We start from the raw sequence: 20,395 nt of genomic DNA, 5'->3' as shown, positions 1-20,395 counted from the left end.
GCTAGAGGTAGATCGACAGCACGAGGGTGACGACCCATGATGCCCCGAGTATCTGCAGCACGCGGTCGCGCAGCGCGATCTCCTCCGGCTCCCCCGCGTTGCCGCCGTCGACGTCGACCGCGTACCGCAGCACCGCCACCACGAACGGCACGATCGAGATGACCGACCAGATCGACTCGGGCATGATCTGCTGCTGCTCGAACGCCCACAGGCAGTAGGACATGATCAGGATGGCCGCGGAGGTCGCCCACACGAAACGCAGGTAGCTCGCCGAGTACTTCTTCAGCGAAGAGCGGATCTTCGCGCCCGTTCGCTCGAAGAGCATGATCTCGGCGTAGCGCTTGCCCGCGACCATGAACAGCGAGCCGAAGGCCGTCACCAGTAGGAACCACTGTGACAGGGCGATGCCGGTGGCCACGCCACCGGCGATCAACCGCATCAGGAAGCCGGAGCCGACGATGGCGAGGTCGACCACCGGCTGGTGCTTGAGGCCGAAGCAGTAGCCGAGCTGGATGGCCTGGTAGACGGCGAGCACGATCAGCAGCCGCCAGTCGGCGAGCAGGGCGACCGCCGCGCCGGCCGCGAAGAACGCCACGGCCGCGCCGTAGGCGAGCGGGACGGGCACGAGGCCCGCCGCGATCGGCCGGTTGCGCTTGGTCGGATGCGCGCGGTCGGCCTCGACGTCGACCGCGTCGTTGATGAGATAGACCGAGGAGGCGACCAGCGAGAACGCGACGAAGGCGACGAGTGCGTCGAGCAGGACCTGGCCGTTGCCGATCTGGCCCGCGGTGAAGGGCGCCGCGAAGACGAGGACGTTCTTGACCCACTGCCGTGGGCGCGCCGTCTTGCCGACACCGAGCACCGTGCCGACAGGGCCCCGCCTGGCAGGGGTTTCGTGCAGTTCAGCCCGCTCGGTCGTCTCGCTCATCGTGGTTTCGGCTTCCGTGTTTGGAGCTTGCGGCGCAACAGACCGCCGGTCACCCCGCCGAGGACGGCTCCGGCGAGCACGTCGGACGGGTAGTGCACGCCGAGTATGAGCCTGGAGGCCAGCATCGGCGGAACGAGGGTGGGCACGAGGTTGTGTCCGGTCAGTCCGGAGTACAGCACGGCCGCCGCCGTCGTCGACGTCGCGTGCGACGAGGGGAAGCTCAGCTTGCTCGGCGTGCCTACACCCACCTCGATGCCCGGGTGCCGCGGGCGGGCGCGGCGAACCACGCGCTTGACGGCGATCGACGCGGCGTGCGCGCCGACCACCCCGGCCGCCGCGGTGAGCCAGTCCCTGCGGTGTGGCCGGTCCATGGCGGCGCCGAGCAGGCCGAGGGCGAACCAGCCCGCGCTGTGCTCGCCGAAGTGCGACAGCCCGCGAGCGGCCCGCACGGTCGCGGGCCGGGTGAGCCTTCGCTGGACGCCGACCAGCAGCGCGACCTCGCCTGCGAGCGGCTCCTTCTCAAGCATCGATCGACCCGTCCAGCGGCGCGCCGTCGGACAGGTGCGGACCGATCTTGTTGTCGAACATCGACAGCGCCGAGCCGATCGCCATGTGCATGTCGAGATACTTGTACGTGCCGAGCCTGCCGCCGAAGAGGATGTTGTGCTCGCGGGCCTCGGCCTTCGCCAGCTCCCGGTAGCGCTCCAGCTTCTCGCGGTCCTCGGTCGTGTTGATCGGGTAGTACGGCTCGTCGTCGTCCTTGGCGAAGCGCGAGTACTCGCGGACGATGACCGTCTTGTCCTCCGGGTACTTCCGCTCGGGGTGGAAGTGCCGGAACTCGTGGATGCGGGTGTAGGGCACGTCCGCGTCGTTGTAGTTCATCACCGAGGTGCCCTGGAAGTCACCGGTCGGCACGACCTCCTGCTCGAAGTCGAGCGTGCGCCAGCCCAGCCTGCCCTCCGAGTAACCGAAGTAGCGGTCGAGCGGCCCGGTGTAGACGGTCGGCGTGCCCTCCGGGATCGCGTCCCGCACGTCGAAGTAGTCGACGTTGAGCCGCACCTCGATGTTCGGGTGGTCCGCCATCCGCTCCAGCCACGCGGTGTAGCCGTCGACGGGCAGCCCCTCGTAGGTGTCGTTGAAGTAACGGTTGTTGAAGTTGTAGCGCACCGGCAGCCTGGTGATGATCGCCGCCGAAAGCTCCTTCGGATCGGTCTGCCACTGCTTGGCCGTGTAGCCGCGCACGAACGCCTCGTAAAGCGGCCGGCCGATCAGCGAGATCGCCTTCTCCTCGAGATTCTGCGCTTCCCTGGTGTCGATCTCGCTGGACTGCTCGGCGATCAGCGCACGCGCCTCGTCGGGACTGTGCGACTTACCGAAGAACTGGTTGATCAGCCCCAGGTTCATCGGCAATGGGTAGACCTGGCCCTGGTACTTGCCGAACACCCGGTGCTGGTAGTCGGTGAACTCGGTGAACTGCTTCACGTAATCCCACACCCGCTTGTTCGAGGTGTGGAACAGGTGCGCGCCGTAGTTGTGCACCTCGATACCGGTCTCCGGTTCGGGCTCGGAGTAGGCGTTGCCGCCGATGTGGTGCCGCCGCTCCAGCACGAGGACACGTTTGCCGAGCTGGGTGGCGGCCCTTTCGGCGATTGTCAGGCCGAAGAAACCGGAACCGACCACAATCAGGTCGAATCCGGCAAAATCGTCTCGGGTGATCTCTGCGGAGTTCGTGTGCGCGCTCACGGGCGAAAAGGCTACCGGCGTGCCTGGCGGCCATTTCACCGCCCATCCGCAAATGCCGCTGACCAGGAACTCGGGAGACGGTCCTCGTAGGGCGTGGCTGCCCCTGCCTGCCGCACGAGGACCGTCCCGCCCTCAGCACCCCCGGGCGTCCTCCCCGCGCCTGCGACAGGATCGACGCCGCCCGGCGCGACCCGGTTCCACGGCCGCGGAACACCACCCGTCCGGGCTAACGCTCCTGCAGTGCGGGCAACTGTTCCTCGACGACCTGTTCGAGTACTGCCTCCCGGCCCTGGTACGGGGTGCCGCTGCGCGGCCAGTGCACCACGATGTCGGTGAAGCCCAACTCGCCTGCCCGCCCCGCCGCGTCGGCGAAGGCCTCGGTGCTGGAAAGCGAGAACACCGGGGCGGCGTCGAGGGACAGGTACCGGTGGACGTCCGCGCGGTCCCGGCCCGCGCGCTCCAGCACCTCGTCGAAGGTCTTCGCGAGCTCGGCGACCGAGTCCCACCAGTCGTCCTGGCGCTCGGCCGGCCTGCCCGTCGTGACCCATCCTGCGCCGAACCCGGCCGCCACCCGCATGGTGCGCGGCCCGTTCGCCGCGACCAGGAATGGCAGCCGCGGGCGCTGCACCGGTCCGGGCAGGTTCCGGGCGCCGCGCGCGGTGTAGAAGTCACCCTCGTGGTCGTAGCGGTCTATGCGGAGCAGACCGTCGAGCGCCTCGACGAACTCGGCGAAGCGGTCGGTCCGCTGCCGCGTGGAGATCTCCGGCTCACCGAGCACGCCGGTGTCGTAGCCGACTCCGCCTGCGCCGACCCCGAGCACGAACCTGCCGTCCGCGAGGTCGTCGAGGGTGACCAGCTCGCGCATGAACGGCACCGGGTGCCGGAAGTTGGGCGAGGCCACGAACGTACCGAGCCGGATCCGGGAGGTGACCATCGCGGCGGCGCCGAGGGTGGGCACGGCGCTGAACCACGGACTGTCGACGAGCGTGCGCCAGCCCAGGTGATCGTAGGTCCAGGCGTGGTCGAAGCCGTACTCCTCGGCGGCCCGCCACTTGGGTTCCGCCGCCCACCACCGGTCTTCCGGAAGGATCACAATGCCTACACGCACGGCGCCCCACGCTAGCGGTGCCGTACGACACGCTGGTGGACGGGTTTGTTCTGGGAAACTGTAGGCGTGGAGAAACCCCGGCTGGTTGCCTCGGACGTCGACGGAACGCTGCTCTCGCCGCTCGAGCGGCTCACCGACCGCACCATCGACGTGGTGGGCAGGGCCGTCGACGACGGCGTCCCGGTGCTGCTGGTCAGCGGCCGTCCCCCGCGCTGGATCCCGGCGGTCGCGGAGCAGGCCGGGCTGACCGGCTACGCGGTGTGCGCGAACGGCGCGGTGCTCTACGACATCGGCGACGACCGGGTGCTCGACGTGCACGGACTGCTCGACCCGGTGCTGCTGAACGACGTCGCCGAGGCACTCGAACACGCGCTCCCCGGCTGCCGGCTCGCGGCGGAGCGGATCGGCAGGTCCGCCATCGACCCGGACGTCCAGCACTTCGTGATCGAGCCCCACTACAGCAACCCGTGGGGCGACGGCGAGGGCTCGACGGCGCCGAGGGCGGAGATCCTCGGCCATCCGGCGGTGAAACTGCTGGTCAGCCACGGCCGGATGACGTCGGACGAGATGGCACGTGCGGCGCGGGCTGCACTCGGCGGCGCCGTGGACATCACGTTCTCCTCCGGCGGCGGCCTGATCGAACTGGCCGCGCGTGGCGTCACCAAGGCGACCGGCCTCGCGGAGGTCGGTCGCCGGCTCGGGGTCGATGCCGAGCACACCATCGCGTTCGGTGACATGCCCAACGACCTGGAGATGCTGCGCTGGGCTGGGCACGGCGTCGCCGTCGCCAACGCCCACCCGGACGTGCTCGACGCGGCCGACGAGGTCACGGCTCCCAACTCCGAGGACGGCGTGGCGCAGGTCCTCGAACGCTGGTTCTAGCTGGTCCCGGCTCGTGAGTGCCTACACGAGTTCTAACTCGGGTACGCACTCACGAGTCGAGGTCGGCGGCTTCCTCCGGGGTCGGCGCGGTGCCGCCGAGGTGGGCGGGCAGCCACCAGCGGTCCTCGGCCGACGACGGCTGCTCCGGGTACTCCGCCTGCAGGCGTTCGAGCAGCGCCGACATCCGCTGCCGCAGGTCCTTCGCCAGCACCTCGGGGTCGTCGTCGGCGCCAAGACGGAACGGCTCGCCCGCTCGGATGAGGACCGGCACGTGCCGTTTCGTCAGCGTGCGCGGCCTGCCCTTCGTCCACAGCCGCTGCGTTCCCCAGAGCGCCATCGGCACCACCGGCACGCCCGCCTCGGCCGCCATGCGCACCGCGCCCGACTTGATCGGCTTGACCGTGAACGACCGGCTGATCGTGGCCTCCGGAAACACCCCGACGACCTGGCCCGCCCGCAGCCGCTCGACCGCCTCGTCGTAGGAGGCCCGGCCCGCGGTGCGGTCCACCGGGATGTGGTGCATGCCGCGCATGAGGGGACCGGCGATCCGGTCGGCGAAGATCTCCCGCTTCGCCATGAACCGCACCAGGCGCTTCGCCGGCTGCGCGCCCATCCCGCAGAAGATGAAGTCGAGGTAGCTGACGTGGTTGCAGGCGATCACCGCGCCCCCGGTGCGCGGGATGTGCTCGGTGCCGTCGATCCGCAGGCGGTTGTCCAGCACCCGGAACATGGTCTTGGCCGCCAGCACGACGGGCGGGTACACGAGTTCAGCCACACTCCCACGCTACCGGACGGTAACGGCCGAACCTACGGTTGCGTATCTTCGTCGGCACACGGCTCGTAGCCGAACGCCGGATCGGCGTCGAGTGCCTCGATCAGCGCACTCGCCCGGTTGCGCCGCAGGTACAGCGCGACCCACTCCTGCGAGCCGGCGCGCTTGAAGTTCGCCACCTCGTACAGGCCCGCGTAGGCCGGGTCCGCGCCGCACCGCTGCCGGTCGGCGTAGCCGCTCGCGGAGGTCACGGCCACCGAAGGCCTGCGCACGTTCACCACATAGTCGTAGTCGGCCGTGGCCAGCCCGGCCGCGTCCGGCTCGCCCTTGCGGGCGATGTGCTCGTCGGTCCGGCCCCGCACGTCGACGACGATCAGCCCGGGGCCCGCCCGGTACGCCAGCGCTCCGTTCGTGTAGGTGCTGACCACGGAGCCCGCGGGCAGCCGCTCACCGAGCCACGCGCCGATCTCGCCCAGCTCCCGCGCCTGCGCACGCTCCTCCTCCATGGCGGGCAGCATCCGCGGGTGGGTTGCGCTGACCAGCAACGACAGCGCGCAGACCCCGACCGCGACGGCGGGCAGCACGCGCCGCCGCTCCAGCCTGCGGGTCCGCGGCACCGGGGAAGGGCCGTCCGCCGTGCCCGTCACCACGAACACGCCGTACGCCGCCGTCGCCGCGACGGCCAGCAGCGGCGGGACCACGGCCAGCAGCCGCCAGGCGGGCATCTCGCCACCACCGGCGAACACGGTCAGCACGACATAACCGGCCATGAGCACCAGCAGCAGCCACACCAGTGAGCGTGCCCGGGTGACCGGCTCGTTCCCCGGACGTCGCCGGTGCACCAGGGCCGCGACCGCCGCCACGGCGAGCAGCAGGAACGCCTGGTAGGCCACGGCGAACCCGGACAGGTAGGTCCAGCCGCGTTCGAGCTGCCGGCCGAGCGGGCCGTCGGGCCGCGCGGCGACCGTGTTCGGCAGCAGGTACCCGTAGTACGTCACGCGCCACGCGATCCACGGCACGACGAGCACGAGCGCGCCGAGCGCGAATCCCGCGGGCGCCCAGCCGTTCTCCCGGCCGCGCAGTGCCGCGAACAGCAGCCAGCTCCCCACCACGATCGCGACGAGGGCGCCGTCCGGCCTGGTCATCATCGCCAGCGCGGCGAACACCCCGGCGACCACCGGCCTGCGGGCGGCCACCGCGGAGCAGATGGTGAGCACGAGCAGCAGGAACAGCGGGATCTCCAGCCCCGAGGGGCCGTAGGCGGCGACCGAGCCGACGCCCGCGGTGAGGACCGCGCCCGCGACACCGAGGGCGGGCAGCCCCGGCCCCTCCGGCTCCGCCACCCGAACGATCCGGTCCACCAGGAAGTAGGACAGCAGCACCGACGTCAGCGCGCAGGCGACCCCGAACAACACCGCGGTCGCCTCGACATCCGCGCCGAACATCGCCCTCGGCAGCGCGAGCAGCACCATCCAGGCGAAGTTGGCGTAGCCCTCGACCCGCTCGCCCGGATTGAACACCGGGCCGACGCCCTCGGCCAGGTTGTGCGAATAGCGGAAAGTGACATAGGCGTCGCCCACGACCGTCGAGAAGACCAGCTGGTGCACGAGGGAGAAGCCCAACGTGAGCAACATGGCCGCCGTCCGCCAGCCCGTAGCCGCGTTGATCCGCCGCCACGCGGCCAGCACGAACACGGCCAGCGCCAGCCACGCCCCCGTCATCACGTAGATCAACCTGCTCGCACCTCCATGCGCAGCCTTCCGGGCCGCCGCCGAGGGATCAAACCCGACACGGTGAGCGAACCCGAACGGCCCAAGCGAAGCGGGCAAATGCAGTCAAACCGAGTCGAAACACCGTCGGCAACCACTGGCGCGCCGCCGTTCCCGGCCCCCGGGTCGCCCGTACCGGGCACGCTCTACGCTGAACGGGGACGCTAACGGTGTATGCGGCAGCGCGCCGCCGAGCTATTCGAGGAGTGACGTGGCGGAGCAGGCGGTCGAGGCGAAGGCTGGCGCGACAGGCACGGGGGCCGCTACCCACGCGGCCGAGGACAGCAAGGTGCACGACGCCGCGCAGGCGGGTATCGCCGGTGGCCGCACCGAGGTGACGAGCACGCAGATTCTGCAGCGGGTGATCCTGCCGAGGGACAGCGATCCGCTGGACGTCCGCCCGCTCTACCTCGACGAGCCGCAGAACGTGCACAGCCACGTCGCGTCCCGGCGCAACGTCGTCATCCCGAAGTCCGCGCGGGTCTCCTTCGCCACGTACTTCAACGCCTTCCCCGCCAGCTACTGGAAGCGCTGGTCGGTGCTCAACGAGGTCGTGCTGCGGCTCTACGTCCGCGGCGAGGGCCGCGTCGACGTCTACCGCTCACGGGTCAACGGCGACGTCATCCACCTGCAGGGCCAGCCGGTGCACTCGTCGGGCGAGTGGGCGACCGTGGAGCTGCGGGTGAGCCTCGCCCCGTTCGGCGACGGCGGCTGGATCTGGTTCGACGCGTTCACCGACAGCGCGGAGCTGGAGATCTCCGAGGCGGCGTGGATGACCGACAGCGTGCTGCCTGCCAAGTCGATGGCGGTCGGCATCACGACCTTCAACCGGCCGTCCGACTGCGTCGCCGCGCTGCTCGCGCTCGGCGAGGACCCGGCCGTGCTGGAGACGATCGGCCGCGTGTTCGTCGCCGACCAGGGCACGAACAAGATCAGCGCACATGCCCGCTACGGCGAGGCCGTCGCCGCACTCGACGGCAGGCTGGAGGTCATCGAGCAGGGCAACCTCGGCGGTTCCGGCGGCTTCACCCGCGCGATGCTCGAAGCGATGGAGCGCACCGACTGCGACCAGATCCTGCTGATGGACGACGACATCGTGCTCGAACCGGACACCGTGTTGCGGTTGAGCCGGTTCAGCGCGGCGGCCACGCAACCGATCATCGCAGGCGGCCAGATGCTCAATCTCCAGGCCCGCGCGCGACTGCACTCGATGGGCGAGTCGGTGGACCTGACCGCGTTCCGCTGGGGCCCCGCACCCGGCGCCAAGGGCGGGCACGACTTCGCCAAGACCCCGTTGCGCAAGGAGCCCTGGCTGCACCGTCGCATCGATGTCGGCTACAACGGCTGGTGGATGTGCCTCTTCCCGCGCGAGGTCATCGAGCACTGCGGGCTGCCGCTGCCGATGTTCATCAAGTGGGACGACGCGGAGTACGGCCTGCGCGCCGGGGAGATGGGCTACCCGACCGCCACGCTGCCCGGCGCGGGCGTGTGGCACATGCCGTGGACGGACAAGGACGACACCGCCGACTGGACGGTGTACTTCCACCTGCGCAACAAGCTCGTCGCGATGGCGCTGCACAGCCCGGAGGGAATCAGCTCCACGGTGCTCAAGCAGGCGGCGAAGGACGCGGCACGCAGGCTGTTCTCGATGCAGTACTCGGCGATCGCCATCGAGCAGAAGGCCATCGAGGACTTCCTGGCCGGTCCGGACCATTTCTTCGCCCAGCTGCCCACGGCGCTGAGCGACGTACAGGCGATCCGCAAGCGTTACGACGACGCCCAGTTCAGGCCGTCGCTGCAGGACTACCCGCAGCCGATTCTCGACATGCGGGCGGCGGAGCCGCTGCTCGCGCCGCCGGTGCACCCAGCCAAGATCGCGGTCCGGGCGGTGCAGGCTCTCGTGCACAACGTCAAGGGGACCAACCCCCGCACGCAGGAACGTCCGCAGCTCAACGTGCCCGCCGACAAGGCGCTGTGGTTCGTGCTGGGCAACTTCGACTCCGCGACGGTGTCCAGTCCGGACGGTGCCTCGGTCGCGTTCCGCAAGCGTGACCCGGAGGCGTTCCGCAAGCTGGTCCGCGAGGTCACGGCGAACTACCGCCGGCTGGCCAGGGAGTTCCCCCGGATGAAGGAGGAGTACCGGGCGGCACTGCCCCGGATGACCTCGACCGAGGCGTGGCGCAAGCTTTACGACAGCACCTCCTGACATGCGCGCTCTCGTCACCGGTGGCGCCGGCTTCATCGGTTCCACGCTCGTCGACCGGCTGCTCGCGGACGGGCACGAGGTCCATGTCGTCGACGACTTCAGCCGGGGCACCCAGGGCAACCTCGACCAGGCGCGGCAGAGCGACCGGATGACACTGCACCGGCTCGACATCACCGCGCCGGAGCTGTCCAGGGTGGTCGGTGAGGCCGAGCCGGAGGTGGTCTTCCACCTGGCCGCGCAGATCGACGTGCGGCACAGCGTCGCCGACCCGCTGGGCGACGCGACGAAGAACGTGCTCGGCACCATCAACGTCGCCGAGGCGGCACGCGCGGCGGGGGTGCGGAAGGTGGTCTTCGCCTCCTCCGGCGGCTCGATCTACGGCTCACCCGGACAGCTTCCGGTCGCCGAGTCGGCGCCGGTGGGCCCGGAATCGCCGTACGCGGCGAGCAAGGTGTCCGGCGAGGTCTACTTCGGCACGTACCGGCAGCTGCACGGCCTCGACTTCACCACGCTGGCCCTGGCCAATGTGTACGGTCCCCGGCAGGATCCGCACGGGGAGGCAGGCGTGGTCGCGATCTTCGCGTCCGCGCTGCTCGCCGGGCGCGCGACCAAGGTGTTCGGCGACGGCGGCAACACGCGCGACTACGTCTACGTCGGCGACGCGGTGTCCGCCTTCGTCGCGGCGGCGGGCGAGCAGGGCAGCGGGCGCCGGTTCAACATCGGCACCGGTGTCCAGACCTCCGACCGGGAGCTGCACCGCCTGGTCGCGGCCGCGGTGGGCACGGAGGACGCCCCCGAGTACGCGCCGGCAAGGCTGGGCGACCTGCGCGCCTCCGCGCTGGACTCCACCGCCGCCCGGGAGGAGCTCGGCTGGAAACCGGTGGTGGACGTCGCCGAGGGTGTGCGGCGCACGGTGGAGTACTTCCGCGCCCGCCGCTGATCAACCCTCGTGAGTGCGCGCGCGAGTTCTAACTCGGGTCAACACTCACGAGCGTCGACCAGGGCCCTCCTGCGGAGTTCGGAGCGCAGGCCGAGCAGGCAACCGCTCGCGACGACCACCGACCCGGCGAGCTGGGCGATCAGGGCGGCGGCAACGGCGTGCACCGGTAACGCGAGCAGGCCGGCCAGCAGCACGGTGCCGAGCGTCCACGCCGTGGTCACCGTGCGATGCCGGCGCAGCGCCACCAGCGCGGGTTGCAGTGTCTGCGCGGCCATCAGCAGCACGGTGCCGCCGCCGAGCAGGCCCAGCACCGCGGGGGACGGCGGCTCGCCGACACCGAAGAACGTGCGGAGCACCCACGGGCCGAAGACCGCCGCCGCGATCGCGCCGGGCACGCCGACGGCGGTGACCGCCAGCAGGATCTGCCGCACCCGGGTGCGCATGAGGTCCAGCGCGCCGCGCTCCGCGGCCGTGGTCAGCCCGGGCAGCAGCATCGCCTGCACCGGCGCGAACACCAGCATCGGAGCCCGCGCCAGCACGAACGCCTGGGCGAAGGCCGCGGCGACCGCCGGCTCGCCGGGCAGCCGGCCGGTGACCACGACCGGGGCGATGTTCGCGACGGCGAAGGACAACAGCGTGGCCACCCCGAGCAGCGTTACGCCGCGCGCCAGCGTGCGGGCCGGCTCCCCGCCACCGCTGCGCGCCGGACGCGGGGAACGCCGCGGCCACACCCACGGCAGCGCCACCACGAGCGCGAGCGCGTAACCGGCCATGAATGCGAGCCCGTAGCCGGTCGCCGACGCCGCGCCGAGCCCGGCGACGGCGAGCACGACCGCGAGCCTGCCGCCGCCCTCGGCGCCGAGCGTGCCCGCGTAGGCGGAGAAGCGGCGCCGGCCACCGAGCACGCCACGCAGCAGGAACAGCCCGGCCGCGGCCGCGGTGCTGAGCACGAGGACACCGAGCAGCCCCCAGTGACCGCCGAGCACGCGGGGCACCAGAACGGGTGAAGTGGCCGCCAGCACCACCGAGGCCGTCGCGACGAGCGCGGCACCGACGAGCGCGGCGGTGCGCACGGTGGGGACGAGCTCGGCGCCGGGCCGCGCCGCCACGGCCCGGCTGGTCTCCTGCTCCAGCGCGACGTACAGCCCGGGGCCGAGGATGTTGAGCAGCAGGTAGACCGACGCGACGGTGGCGACGTCGGCCGGCGGCAGCGTGTTGCCCGCGACCGCCAGCAGCACGTAGCCGGCGAGACCGACGAGGCCGAGGCCGACGGCCATCGCGACGCCGGAGGTGAGCCGGCTTCCGGTCTCGGACACCGGAGCATCGTAGAGGCTGCGCCGGAACGGGCTGCGGCATGCGCTGAGCAGGTCCGGAGCACACCCGCGTACCCTCCTCATCGCGAGGCCGGCCGTTCGGTCTCGATACGATGAGCCGACGTTTCGGCCGGACTTTGGGAGCGGGGCAGTGGCCAACGAAGACGTCTGGGTGGTGATTCCTGTCTTCAACGAGGACCGGGTCATCGCCGACGTCGTCGAGCGGGTGCGCGAGACATTCCCGAACGTGGTGTGTGTCGACGACGGCTCGGCGGACCAGTCGGCCTCCCGGATCGCCGGGACACGCGCGCACCTGGTGCGCCATCCGATCAACCTGGGGCAGGGCGCGGCATTGCAGACCGGCCTGTCCTACGCACTCGCCCGGCCGGGCGCCAAGTACTTCGTGACCTTCGACGCCGACGGCCAGCACCAGACCAGCGACGCCGAGCGCATGGTCGAGGTGGCGCGCTCCGGCGCGGCCGACGCGGTGCTGGGCTCCCGCTTTCTCGAGCAGGCGCAGGGCGTGCCGTGGCTCAAGCGCGCGGTGCTGCGGACCGCCGTGGCGATGAGCCGCACCGCGCGGAAGCTGAAGCTGACCGACGCGCACAACGGCCTTCGCGTCTTCACCCGGCCGGTTGCCGAACGGCTGCACATCACCATGAACGGGATGGCGCACGCGTCGGAGATCGTGGCGTTCCTGGCCCACGGCGACTTCCGGATCCAGGAGGTACCGGTGACGATCCTCTACACCGACTACTCGAAGACCAAGGGGCAGTCGCTGGTGAACGGCGTGAACATCCTCTTCGACATCTCGCTGCGCGACCGGGGGTGAACTGATGCTGGCACAGGTTCTGCTACTGCTCGCCGTCGCCGGGATGCTGCTGTACTTCGCCAGCCGCAAGCACAACGTGCGGATGCAGGCCGGCAAGCGCATCGCGTTCTTCCTCTTCCTCGCACTGAACGTCTACGCGGTGCTGCTGCCCAACCACACCACCTGGCTGGCGAACCAGTTCGGCATCGGCCGCGGCGCGGACATGCTGCTCTACCTGCTCGTGGTGGCGTTCATCTTCGGCATGCTGAACACCTACCTGCGCTTCCGCGGCTCGAACCAGCAGATCACCGAGCTGGCGCGCACGCTCGCCATCCGCGAGGCCGAGCTGATAAACCACCAGCGTGGCGTACTGACCTCCGAGGACGTGCACTCCCCAGTGGCCGCCACCGCTCCGGTGGACCCGGAGGGACTCCGGTCTTGACCACGATCGACATCATGCTGCCGTACTACGGGCCGGTCGAGCTGATGCAGGCCACCGTACGCAGCGTGCTCGCCCAGCGGGACCAGGACTGGCGGCTCACCGTCGTCGACGACGGCTTTCCCGACGAGTCCGTCCCCGGCTGGTTCGACTCGCTGGGCGACTCGCGGATCCGCTACCTGCGCAACGAGCGCAACCTCGGCGCGAACCGCAACTATCAGAAGTGCCTCGGCCTGATCGAGCACGAGCTGACCGTGATCATGGGAGCCGACGACGTCATGCTCCCGAACTACGTCGACACCGTCCGCGCCGCCTACGACGAGTACCCGGAGGCCGCGGTACTGCAACCGGGCGTGCAGGTGATCGACGAGCGCGGCGAGCCGGCGCGCGGCCTCGTCGACGGCGCGAAGCGGCGCCTGTACGCGCCGAGGGTCAGCGACAGGCTCACCATGTCCGGCGAGCGGGCGGCGATCAGCCTGCTGCGCGGCAACTGGCTCTACTTCCCGTCGCTGTGCTGGCGATCGAGCGCACTCAAGGGCATGTCGTTTCGCGAGGGCCTCGACGTCATCCAGGATCTGGGCCTGGTGATGGACCTGGTCTACAAGGGCGAATCGCTGCTCGTGGACTCCGAGATCTGCTTCCAGTACCGGCGGCACAGTGCCAGCGACTCGTCCTGGCGCGCGCTGGAGGGCACCAGGTTCATCGAGGAGCGGAAGTTCTTTCTCGACACCGCCGAGCGGGCAACGGAACTGGGCTGGACGCGGGCGGCCAGGGTGGCGCGGACCCACCTGTCGTCCCGCCTGAACGCGCTGACCCTGCTGCCCTCGGCGATCCGCGCCAACCACCGCACCGGTGTCGGCAACCTGGCCAGGCACGTGCTCGGAGTCGGCGGCCCCTGAATCCGGTCAGCCGGGCCCGATGGCGGCCGCCGGGGCGATCCGCCTGCTCTCGATCCGGTAGATGACGGCGTCCGGGTTGCGATACACCTCGCGGAAGCTCGGGTTGTCGGCCAGCTGGCGCAGCCCCCGGCCGCGCACGCTGAACTTGCGGACGAAGCCCTCGCCGAGGATGACGTAGCGGACGTTCAGCTCGTTCAGCGCTTCGCGTACCCGGGCGTCCGGGCCGCCGTTGCCGAGCTCGTCGAGCCTGGCGGTCAGCACCTGCGCCGGGCTGCCCCTGAGCGGGCCTGCGTACGCCCACTCGACGGGCTTGACCCCGGCGAGCGCGTACATCCAGTTGGTGCCGTCCGTCCGGCCGTTCATCACGTGCTCGTCGGGGCCGACGCGGCTAGCCAGCCAGGCGAACGCCTCCCGCTCGCCGGTGGTCACGGTCGGGCCGTCGGTGTACCGCGTGGCCAGCTCGCCCGCGTTGCGGCCGATGTAGGCACCGTTGCCGAGCAGACCGAGCACCAGCCCGACCACGACCACGCCCGTGGTCGCCGCCGCGGCGGGGGACCAGCCGGGCCACCGGCGGCGGGCCCAGTCACCGAGCCCGCCGCCCGCGGTGGCCACGAACTCGCCGAACGCGATCGCCCCGGCAAGCGGCAGCAGGGCACCGAGGCGCCAGTGGTCGTTGTAGAACGGGCTGGTGAGCGCGTGGATCAGCGGGCTCTCCATGGACACCGTGGCCGCGTAAAGGCCGCCGAGAGCGACGTAGGCGCCGACCATCCACAGCATCCTGCGGTGCCTGACCAGCAGGAAGATGCCCGCGATCGCGGGCAGGCCGAGCCACCACTGCGGCAACGGCCAGTTCGGCGTGAAGGTGATCATCTGGCCGAAGCCGCCCGCGACCGACTCCTTGGAGGGCCAGACGAAGTCGGCGACCTCCCCGGCCGTGCCGAGTGCGGGCAGCACGAGCGGCACCACGAGCAGTGCGCCCAGTACGGCGGCGCCGGCCAGGTACGGCCAGGACAGCCGCCAGTCGACGGGCTCGAACCGCAGCGCCAGGGCCGCCAGCAGGAACAGGGCGTAGACGGCGGCGACAACGGCGATGCTCGTGTGCAGCCCCACGAGTCCGGCCAGCCCGATCGGGACTCCGGCGACCCCCGCGATACCCCTCGGCCGGACGAGGTGGCGGGCCATCGCCAGCACCGCGGGGATCATCGCCACCCCCGCCACGTACGGCCACAGCGGCCCGCGCCAGAGCGAGTCGTACGGGAACGCGCTGAACCAGGTGCACACCGCGGCGGCGGAGGCGACGGCCAGCGTCGGCATGCGCCACGCGGCGGCCAGCGCGGCGACCCCGAGCGGCAGTGCCAGGACCACGGCGAGCGCCGCCAGGTTGAGCAGTTCGGGCATGGTCAGGCCCGCCCGGTCGAGCACCAGCGCCAGCAGGGCATGGTAGGTGCCGGGATAGAAGAAGTTCTCCGCGTCCGGGCGAGCTCCGACCTCGGCGAACGTGGACGAGAGCGCCGATTCGTGCTCCGCGATCCAGCGCACCAGGTTGCCGTGGAAGGGCGCGTCCCAGTCCTGGTTGATCCTGTTCAGCCCGCCGATCCCGCGCAGGAACGTGACGGTGCCGACGAGCATGCCCGCGGCGACACCGCCGCCGATCAGCAGCTGCTCCCGCGGCGGGCGCCGCGGTGCCGCCGGGTCCTCCTCGCTCTCGGTACGGGCCGGCCACCGCCGGACCCGCATCCACGACAGGAGCGCGAGCACGACCGCGAGCGCCAGCGTCCACAGCAGCGCGTTCGGCAGGTTCCACGCGATGCCGAGCCTGCCGAGCACGGCCACCCCGACGGCGACGGCACCGAAGGTCAGCGCCGGTGCCGCGGCCGCGAGGGTCCAGCCGCGCAGGCGAATGGCGGCACCGATGGCGAGGCCCGGCAGCCAGAAGGCAGCCAGGACGAGAACAGCGTTCATCGTGGCATTGACCGCCTCGTACGACGAAAAGGACGACTCCCCTGACCTGACGCGTAGGCTACTGGGTCGCGTCGTGCCTGCTTACGCGCACCTCCGGCGCGCCGCTAGGCTCGGCTCTCGTGCGTCGAGTCGTCGTCATCGGTGGCGGAATCATCGGGCTGGCCGTCGCCCGGGAACTGACCGGGCGGGGCGCCGCCGTGACCGTGCTGGAGAAGGAAGACCGCTGGGCCGCGCACCAGACGGGGCACAACTCCAACGTGGTGCACGCCGGCCTCTACTACCGGCCCGGCTCGTTCAAGGCGCGGATGTCGGTGGCAGGCAACCGCTCGATCGTCGGGTTCGCCCGCGAGCACGGCGTCCCGGTCGAGGTCTGCGGCAAGCTGGTCGTCGCCACGGACGAGCGGGAGCTGCCCGCGCTGCGGGTGCTCGCCGAGCGCGCGGAGGCCAACGGCGTTCCGGCCAGGTTGGTCGGCCCGGCCGAGGCCCGCGAGTACGAACCGGAGGTCTCCTGCGTACGCGCGCTGCGCGTGGAGTCCACGGGCATCATCGACTTCCCCGCTGTCTGCGAGGCGCTGGCGCGGCTGCTCGAACAGGCCGGCGCCGACCTGCGGCTGAGCACGCCCGCACTCGGCATTCGCCCCGGCGCGCGGGGTGGCGTCGAGGTCGCCACCGGCAACGGCGTGGTCCGGGCCGACGCGCTCGTCAACTGCGCCGGCCTGCACTCCGACCGCATCGCGCGGCTCGCGGGGCTGGCACCGAAGGCGCGGATCGTGCCCTTCCGCGGGGAGTACTACGAGCTGCGCCCCGAGCGCAGGCACCTCGTGCACGGCCTCGTCTACCCGGTGCCCGACCCGTCGCTGCCGTTCCTCGGCGTGCACCTCACCCGGATGCTCGACGGCAGCGTGCACGCGGGCCCCAACGCGGTGCTCGCGCTGCGCCGCGAGGGCTACCGCTGGTCGGACATCTCGCCGAGGGACCTGGCCGAGGTCGCCCGGTTCCGCGGCACCTGGCGGCTCGCACGCAGGTACGCGGTCCCGGCCGGGCTGGACGAGGTGCGCCGCTCGCTGTCCACCCGGCGGTTCGCGGCAAGCCTGGCGCGGCTGGTTCCGGCCGTGCGGCCCGCGGACATCGTGCGGCACGGCTCCGGTGTGCGGGCGCAGGCTCTGCTACCGGACGGCTCCCTGGTGGACGACTTCCTCATCGAGACGGCACCCGGCCAGGTGCACGTGCTCAACGCGCCCTCCCCGGCGGCCACCGGCGCGCTGGAAATCGCGAAGTACGTGGCCGACCAGGTGCACCGGCCTCGTGAGTGCGCACACGAGTTCTAACTCGCGGCAACACTCACGACCCCGGCGTCATGGTTCCGGCAGGTGTGCGGTGATCAGCGGGATGGCCGCGCGGAGGGTGTCGCACATCTTCGCGGGGTCGTCCAGGTTGCCGCTGGTGATGTAGACCGACGACGTGTCGGTGAAGCTCATGATCGCCTGGCACACCGACTCGTAGCCGCCGGCGCCGGGCTGGACCTTCCAGGTGAAACCACCGACCTCCAGCGGCTCCCCCTCGTCCTCGTAGTAGTACCACTCCTCCGCGGGCCGGTCGCCCGCGTAGAGGTCGAGCGCCTTCTCCCCCGCGTCCCCGTCGGTGTCGTCCCACTGGCAGCCGGGCGGCCCGTCACCGGTGCCGTCGAGCGGCTTCGCCGAGCCGCTGCGGCCGAGCTGCTCGGCTTCCTCGGGGGTCAGCAGCGTGCACGGGTCGATCGAGGCGAGCGCGCTCGGCTCCGGTGCCGTGCTGGTCGGCACCTCGGCAGGCGCACCGCCCGGCAGGTGCCCGGCGACGAACGGCGCGCCCTTCTTCGCCAGGTCGCACGCCTTGGCCTCCTCGGTGACGTTCATGCTGCTCACTGCCACGAACGACGTCTCGGAGAGCTCGGTCACGAGCAGGCACATCGACTCGCCGCCGACCGGGTCCAGGTAGCGGCTCCAGGTGAGCCCGCCGAACTCCCCGGTCTCCACGGGCTCGACACCGTCGACGTACTCGGCGACCGACATCCCGGTGGCGAGGGAGACGGTGAGCGAGTCGACGCCCTCCGCGGTCTCGGCCGGGCCCCAGTAGCAGTTGGGCGGCAGCAGGTTCGCCGGCTCACCGGGGGTGAACTCGCCCTCCGGCCGCAGTTCGAGGTGGGTGGCCTCCTCCGGGGTGAGCAGCGCGCACGGCTCGCCCGACTCGACCCCGCTCGCACTCGTGGTCGGCGCCGCGACCGGCTGCGCGGTACCGCCCACCGTGGTTCCGCAGGCGGCGAGCAACAAACACACCGCCAGCAGGCCAAGCACGTTCCCGCGCACGCACGTCCCCCATCGTCTTGTTTCCCGCCGATGAACGCGTGTCAGCGTAGTGTGCCGCCGCTGGTCGTGAGTGTTACATCGCATTTCCCACCTGTGAAGCCTGCTCGTGAAACGTTTACCGGCCCGCGAGCGAAACCTAGCTTGACAGCCGGGGTTCAGCAGAGGAGCGGCGCGATGTTCGATGGCCCGTACGCGTTTTCCGCGGTGGAGCAGACCGGGATCGGCCTCGTGGCGCCCTTCGACTTCGCACTGGACCGGGAGCTGTGGCGGTGGCTGCCCGGCCATGTCTCACTGCACACCACCCGGCTGCCCTACCTGCCGGAGCCGGTGACGGTGCAACTGGCGGAGGCACTGGGCGACCCGCACGGTGTGCGCAGGGCGACCCGGGACGTGCTCGTTCCGGAGCCCCGCGTCGTGGCCTACTCCTGCACGTCGGGCAGTTTCGTCGACGGCGCCGCGGGGGAGGCCGCACTCGTGGCCGGGATGCTCGACGCGGGCGCCGCCGCCGCGGTGACCACGTCGGGCGCGCTGGTCAGCGCCCTGGAACTGCTCGGTGTGCGGAAGCTGGCGCTGATCACCCCGTACGTCGACGAGGTGACCGAGCGGCTGCACGCCTACCTGGCCGAGTTCGGCGTCACGGTCACCGCGAGCATCGGGCTGGGCCTGCTCGGCGACATCTGGAAGATGTCCTACTCCGACGTGCTGGGCGCGGTGGCCGGGATCGACACCACCGGTGCCGACGCGGTGTTCGTGAGCTGCACGAACGTACCCACCTACGACCTCATCGCGCCGCTGGAGCGGCACCTGTCGGTGCCGGTGCTCACCGCGAACCAGGTGACGATGTGGGCCGCGCTGCGACTGGCCGGGGTCGAGGTCAGCGGCGTGGGTCAGCGCCTCTTCGACGATGTCGGTGTGAACGAGGCGCCTACCGCGGCGTGAGCACGTCGCGGCCGCCGAGAAACGGCCGCAGCGCCTCGGGCACCCGCACGGAGCCGTCCTCCTGCTGGTGGTTCTCCAGGATCGCCACGATCCAGCGGGTGGTCGCCAACGTGCCGTTCAGCGTGGCGGCGGTCTGCGGGCGGCCGTTCTCGTCGCGGTACCGGACGCCCAGCCTGCGCGCCTGGAACGTCGTGCAGTTCGACGTCGACGTCAGCTCGCGGTAGGCCCGCTGGGTGGGCACCCAGGCCTCGCAGTCGAACTTGCGGCTCGCGCTGGTGCCGAGATCGCCCGCCGCCGTGTCGATCACCCGGTAGGGAACCTCGATCTTGTCGAGCATCTCCTTCTCCCAGCCGAGCAGCCGCTCGTGCTCGGCCTCCGCGTCCTCCGGGCGGCAGAAGACGAACATCTCGACCTTGTCGAACTGGTGCACGCGGATGATGCCGCGGGTGTCCTTGCCGTACGAGCCCGCCTCGCGGCGGAAGCAGGACGACCAGCCCGCGTAGCGCCGCGGACCGTTAGTGAGGTCCAGGATCTCGTCGGCGTGGTAACCCGCGAGCGGCACCTCCGACGTGCCGACCAGGTACAGGTCCTCGTCGCGGAGCCGGTACACCTCGGACGTGTGCGCGCCGAGGAAGCCGGTGCCCGCCATCACCTCCGGCCGGACGAGCACGGGCGGGATCATCAGCTGGAAGTCGTTGGCGGTGGCCTGCGCCGCCGCCATGTTCAGCAGGGCGAGCTGCAACTGCGCGCCGACCCCGGTGAGGAAGTAGAACCGCGCGCCGGAGACCTTGGCGCCACGCTCCATGTCGATCGCGCCGATGCGCTCGCCGATGTCGAGGTGGTCGCGCGGGGTGAACCCGAACTCGCGCGGGGTGCCGACGTGTTCGAGCACGGCGAAGTCGTCCTCGCCGCCCGCGGGCGTGGCCGGGTGCACGATGTTCGGCACCCGCTGGTGCAGCTCGTCGAACTCCTGGCTGGCCTGCGCCTGCTCGGCCTCGGCCGCTTTGACCCGCGCGGCGAGTTCCTTGCCCTTGGCGAGCAGTTCCTCCCGCTCGGCACCGGCCGCCCTGCCGATCTGCTTGCCGAGCTGCTTCTGCTCTGCCCGCAGCGTGTCGGCGGTCGCGATGGCGGACCTGCGCCGGGTGTCGAGGGAGAGCAGCTTGTCTACCACTCCCTCGTCCTCGCCGCGCGTGCGCTGGGAGGCGCGCACGATGCCGGGTTCTTCGCGCAGTGTCCTGGGGTCGATCACGGTCGTCGAGGGTAGTCGGCCCGATAGTGCAACCAGCGGGTTGCATCAGAGTCGATCCTCGTGCAACCATTGGGTTGCACTGAAAAACGGAGG

General features: G+C 71.0%; 18 protein-coding genes. 8 read left to right on the top strand and 10 right to left on the bottom strand.

Features of this window, described 5'->3' with window-relative positions; translation table 11 throughout:
* Nucleotide 1 precedes the first annotated feature (1 nt).
* The 4 genes from JAP66_RS07155 to JAP66_RS07140 all read right to left on the bottom strand — a co-directional run bounded on the left by JAP66_RS07155 (nt 2) and on the right by JAP66_RS07140 (nt 3,779).
* Nucleotides 2–928: a decaprenyl-phosphate phosphoribosyltransferase gene (locus tag JAP66_RS07155; RefSeq protein WP_199430806.1), complete on the bottom strand. Its 927-nt coding sequence runs from the start codon at nt 926–928 to the stop codon at nt 2–4.
* Nucleotides 925–1,455 (bottom strand): phosphatase PAP2 family protein, encoded by a 531-nt coding sequence (locus JAP66_RS07150; protein ID WP_199430805.1) that lies wholly within the window; start codon nt 1,453–1,455, stop codon nt 925–927. Before JAP66_RS07150 ends, JAP66_RS07155 begins: the two co-directional genes overlap by 4 nt.
* Nucleotides 1,448–2,671 carry a UDP-galactopyranose mutase gene (glf, locus tag JAP66_RS07145; RefSeq protein WP_199430804.1) on the bottom strand — a complete coding sequence of 408 codons (1,224 nt, stop codon included), beginning with the start codon at nt 2,669–2,671 and terminating at the stop codon, nt 1,448–1,450. Before glf ends, JAP66_RS07150 begins: the two co-directional genes overlap by 8 nt.
* Before the next feature lie 226 nt (nt 2,672–2,897).
* Entirely contained in the window at nt 2,898–3,779 is an 882-nt protein-coding gene (locus tag JAP66_RS07140; RefSeq protein ID WP_199430803.1) for an LLM class flavin-dependent oxidoreductase, read from the bottom strand.
* Between the two features lie 66 nt (nt 3,780–3,845).
* Here JAP66_RS07140 and JAP66_RS07135 point away from each other — a divergent pair, with 66 nt between their 5' ends.
* Nucleotides 3,846–4,661 (top strand): HAD family hydrolase, encoded by an 816-nt coding sequence (locus JAP66_RS07135; RefSeq protein WP_199430802.1) that lies wholly within the window; start codon nt 3,846–3,848, stop codon nt 4,659–4,661.
* 49 nt (nt 4,662–4,710) lie between these two features.
* On the opposite strand, the gene JAP66_RS07130 is transcribed toward JAP66_RS07135, so the two are convergent.
* Both JAP66_RS07130 and JAP66_RS07125 read right to left on the bottom strand, forming a co-directional pair.
* Nucleotides 4,711–5,436: a lysophospholipid acyltransferase family protein gene (locus JAP66_RS07130; protein WP_199430801.1), complete on the bottom strand. Its 726-nt coding sequence runs from the start codon at nt 5,434–5,436 to the stop codon at nt 4,711–4,713.
* Between the two features lie 32 nt (nt 5,437–5,468).
* Complete coding sequence (locus JAP66_RS07125) at nt 5,469–7,157, bottom strand: DUF8728 domain-containing protein (RefSeq protein WP_307849496.1); 1,689 nt, start codon at nt 7,155–7,157, stop codon at nt 5,469–5,471.
* Nucleotides 7,158–7,413: 256 nt separating this feature from the next.
* On the opposite strand from JAP66_RS07125, the gene JAP66_RS07120 reads away from it, so the two are divergent.
* Nucleotides 7,414–9,408, top strand: a complete 1,995-nt coding sequence (locus tag JAP66_RS07120) for a glycosyltransferase (protein ID WP_307849471.1) — start codon at nt 7,414–7,416, stop codon at nt 9,406–9,408.
* Between the two features lies 1 nt (nt 9,409).
* Nucleotides 9,410–10,348 carry an NAD-dependent epimerase/dehydratase family protein gene (locus tag JAP66_RS07115; protein WP_199430800.1) on the top strand — a complete coding sequence of 313 codons (939 nt, stop codon included), beginning with the start codon at nt 9,410–9,412 and terminating at the stop codon, nt 10,346–10,348.
* A gap of 38 nt (nt 10,349–10,386) precedes the next feature.
* Here JAP66_RS07115 and JAP66_RS07110 read toward each other — a convergent pair whose 3' ends face one another.
* Nucleotides 10,387–11,664: a lipopolysaccharide biosynthesis protein gene (locus JAP66_RS07110; protein WP_199430799.1), complete on the bottom strand. Its 1,278-nt coding sequence runs from the start codon at nt 11,662–11,664 to the stop codon at nt 10,387–10,389.
* A gap of 148 nt (nt 11,665–11,812) precedes the next feature.
* On the opposite strand from JAP66_RS07110, the gene JAP66_RS07105 reads away from it, so the two are divergent.
* From JAP66_RS07105 to JAP66_RS07095, 3 genes are read left to right on the top strand one after another with little or no spacing between them, the layout of a single operon-like run.
* Complete coding sequence (locus JAP66_RS07105) at nt 11,813–12,493, top strand: glycosyltransferase family 2 protein (protein ID WP_199430798.1); 681 nt, start codon at nt 11,813–11,815, stop codon at nt 12,491–12,493.
* 4 nt (nt 12,494–12,497) lie between these two features.
* Entirely contained in the window at nt 12,498–12,914 is a 417-nt protein-coding gene (locus JAP66_RS07100; RefSeq protein ID WP_199430797.1) for a DUF2304 domain-containing protein, read from the top strand.
* Complete coding sequence (locus JAP66_RS07095; protein WP_235998831.1) at nt 12,911–13,810, top strand: glycosyltransferase family 2 protein; 900 nt, start codon at nt 12,911–12,913, stop codon at nt 13,808–13,810. Before JAP66_RS07100 ends, JAP66_RS07095 begins: the two co-directional genes overlap by 4 nt.
* 6 nt (nt 13,811–13,816) lie before the next feature.
* Here the strand turns inward: JAP66_RS07095 and JAP66_RS07090 are convergent, their stop codons facing one another.
* Complete coding sequence (locus tag JAP66_RS07090; protein ID WP_199430796.1) at nt 13,817–15,772, bottom strand: DUF6541 family protein; 1,956 nt, start codon at nt 15,770–15,772, stop codon at nt 13,817–13,819.
* Nucleotides 15,773–15,891: 119 nt separating this feature from the next.
* Between JAP66_RS07090 and lhgD the strand changes: the two genes are divergently transcribed.
* Complete coding sequence (gene lhgD / locus JAP66_RS07085; RefSeq protein WP_199430795.1) at nt 15,892–17,100, top strand: L-2-hydroxyglutarate dehydrogenase; 1,209 nt, start codon at nt 15,892–15,894, stop codon at nt 17,098–17,100.
* Nucleotides 17,101–17,127: 27 nt separating this feature from the next.
* Here lhgD and JAP66_RS07080 read toward each other — a convergent pair whose 3' ends face one another.
* The gene (locus JAP66_RS07080) at nt 17,128–18,114 is read right to left on the bottom strand and encodes a DUF3558 family protein (RefSeq protein ID WP_199430794.1); all 987 of its coding nucleotides are present in this window, start codon (nt 18,112–18,114) and stop codon (nt 17,128–17,130) included.
* Nucleotides 18,115–18,288: 174 nt separating this feature from the next.
* Here JAP66_RS07080 and JAP66_RS07075 point away from each other — a divergent pair, with 174 nt between their 5' ends.
* Complete coding sequence (locus tag JAP66_RS07075; RefSeq protein ID WP_199430793.1) at nt 18,289–19,053, top strand: maleate cis-trans isomerase family protein; 765 nt, start codon at nt 18,289–18,291, stop codon at nt 19,051–19,053.
* On the opposite strand, the gene serS is transcribed toward JAP66_RS07075, so the two are convergent.
* Nucleotides 19,040–20,302, bottom strand: a complete 1,263-nt coding sequence (gene serS / locus JAP66_RS07070; protein ID WP_199430792.1) for a serine--tRNA ligase — start codon at nt 20,300–20,302, stop codon at nt 19,040–19,042. The two genes, JAP66_RS07075 and serS, sit on opposite strands and share 14 nt — an antisense overlap.
* Between the last annotated feature and the right edge of the window lie 93 nt (nt 20,303–20,395).

It is taken from the genome of Qaidamihabitans albus (assembly GCF_016464705.1).
Taxonomy (GTDB): domain Bacteria; phylum Actinomycetota; class Actinomycetes; order Mycobacteriales; family Pseudonocardiaceae; genus Qaidamihabitans; species Qaidamihabitans albus.
Note: the sequence above shows the minus strand (reverse complement) of the source record. Positions and strands in the feature narration are given on the sequence as shown.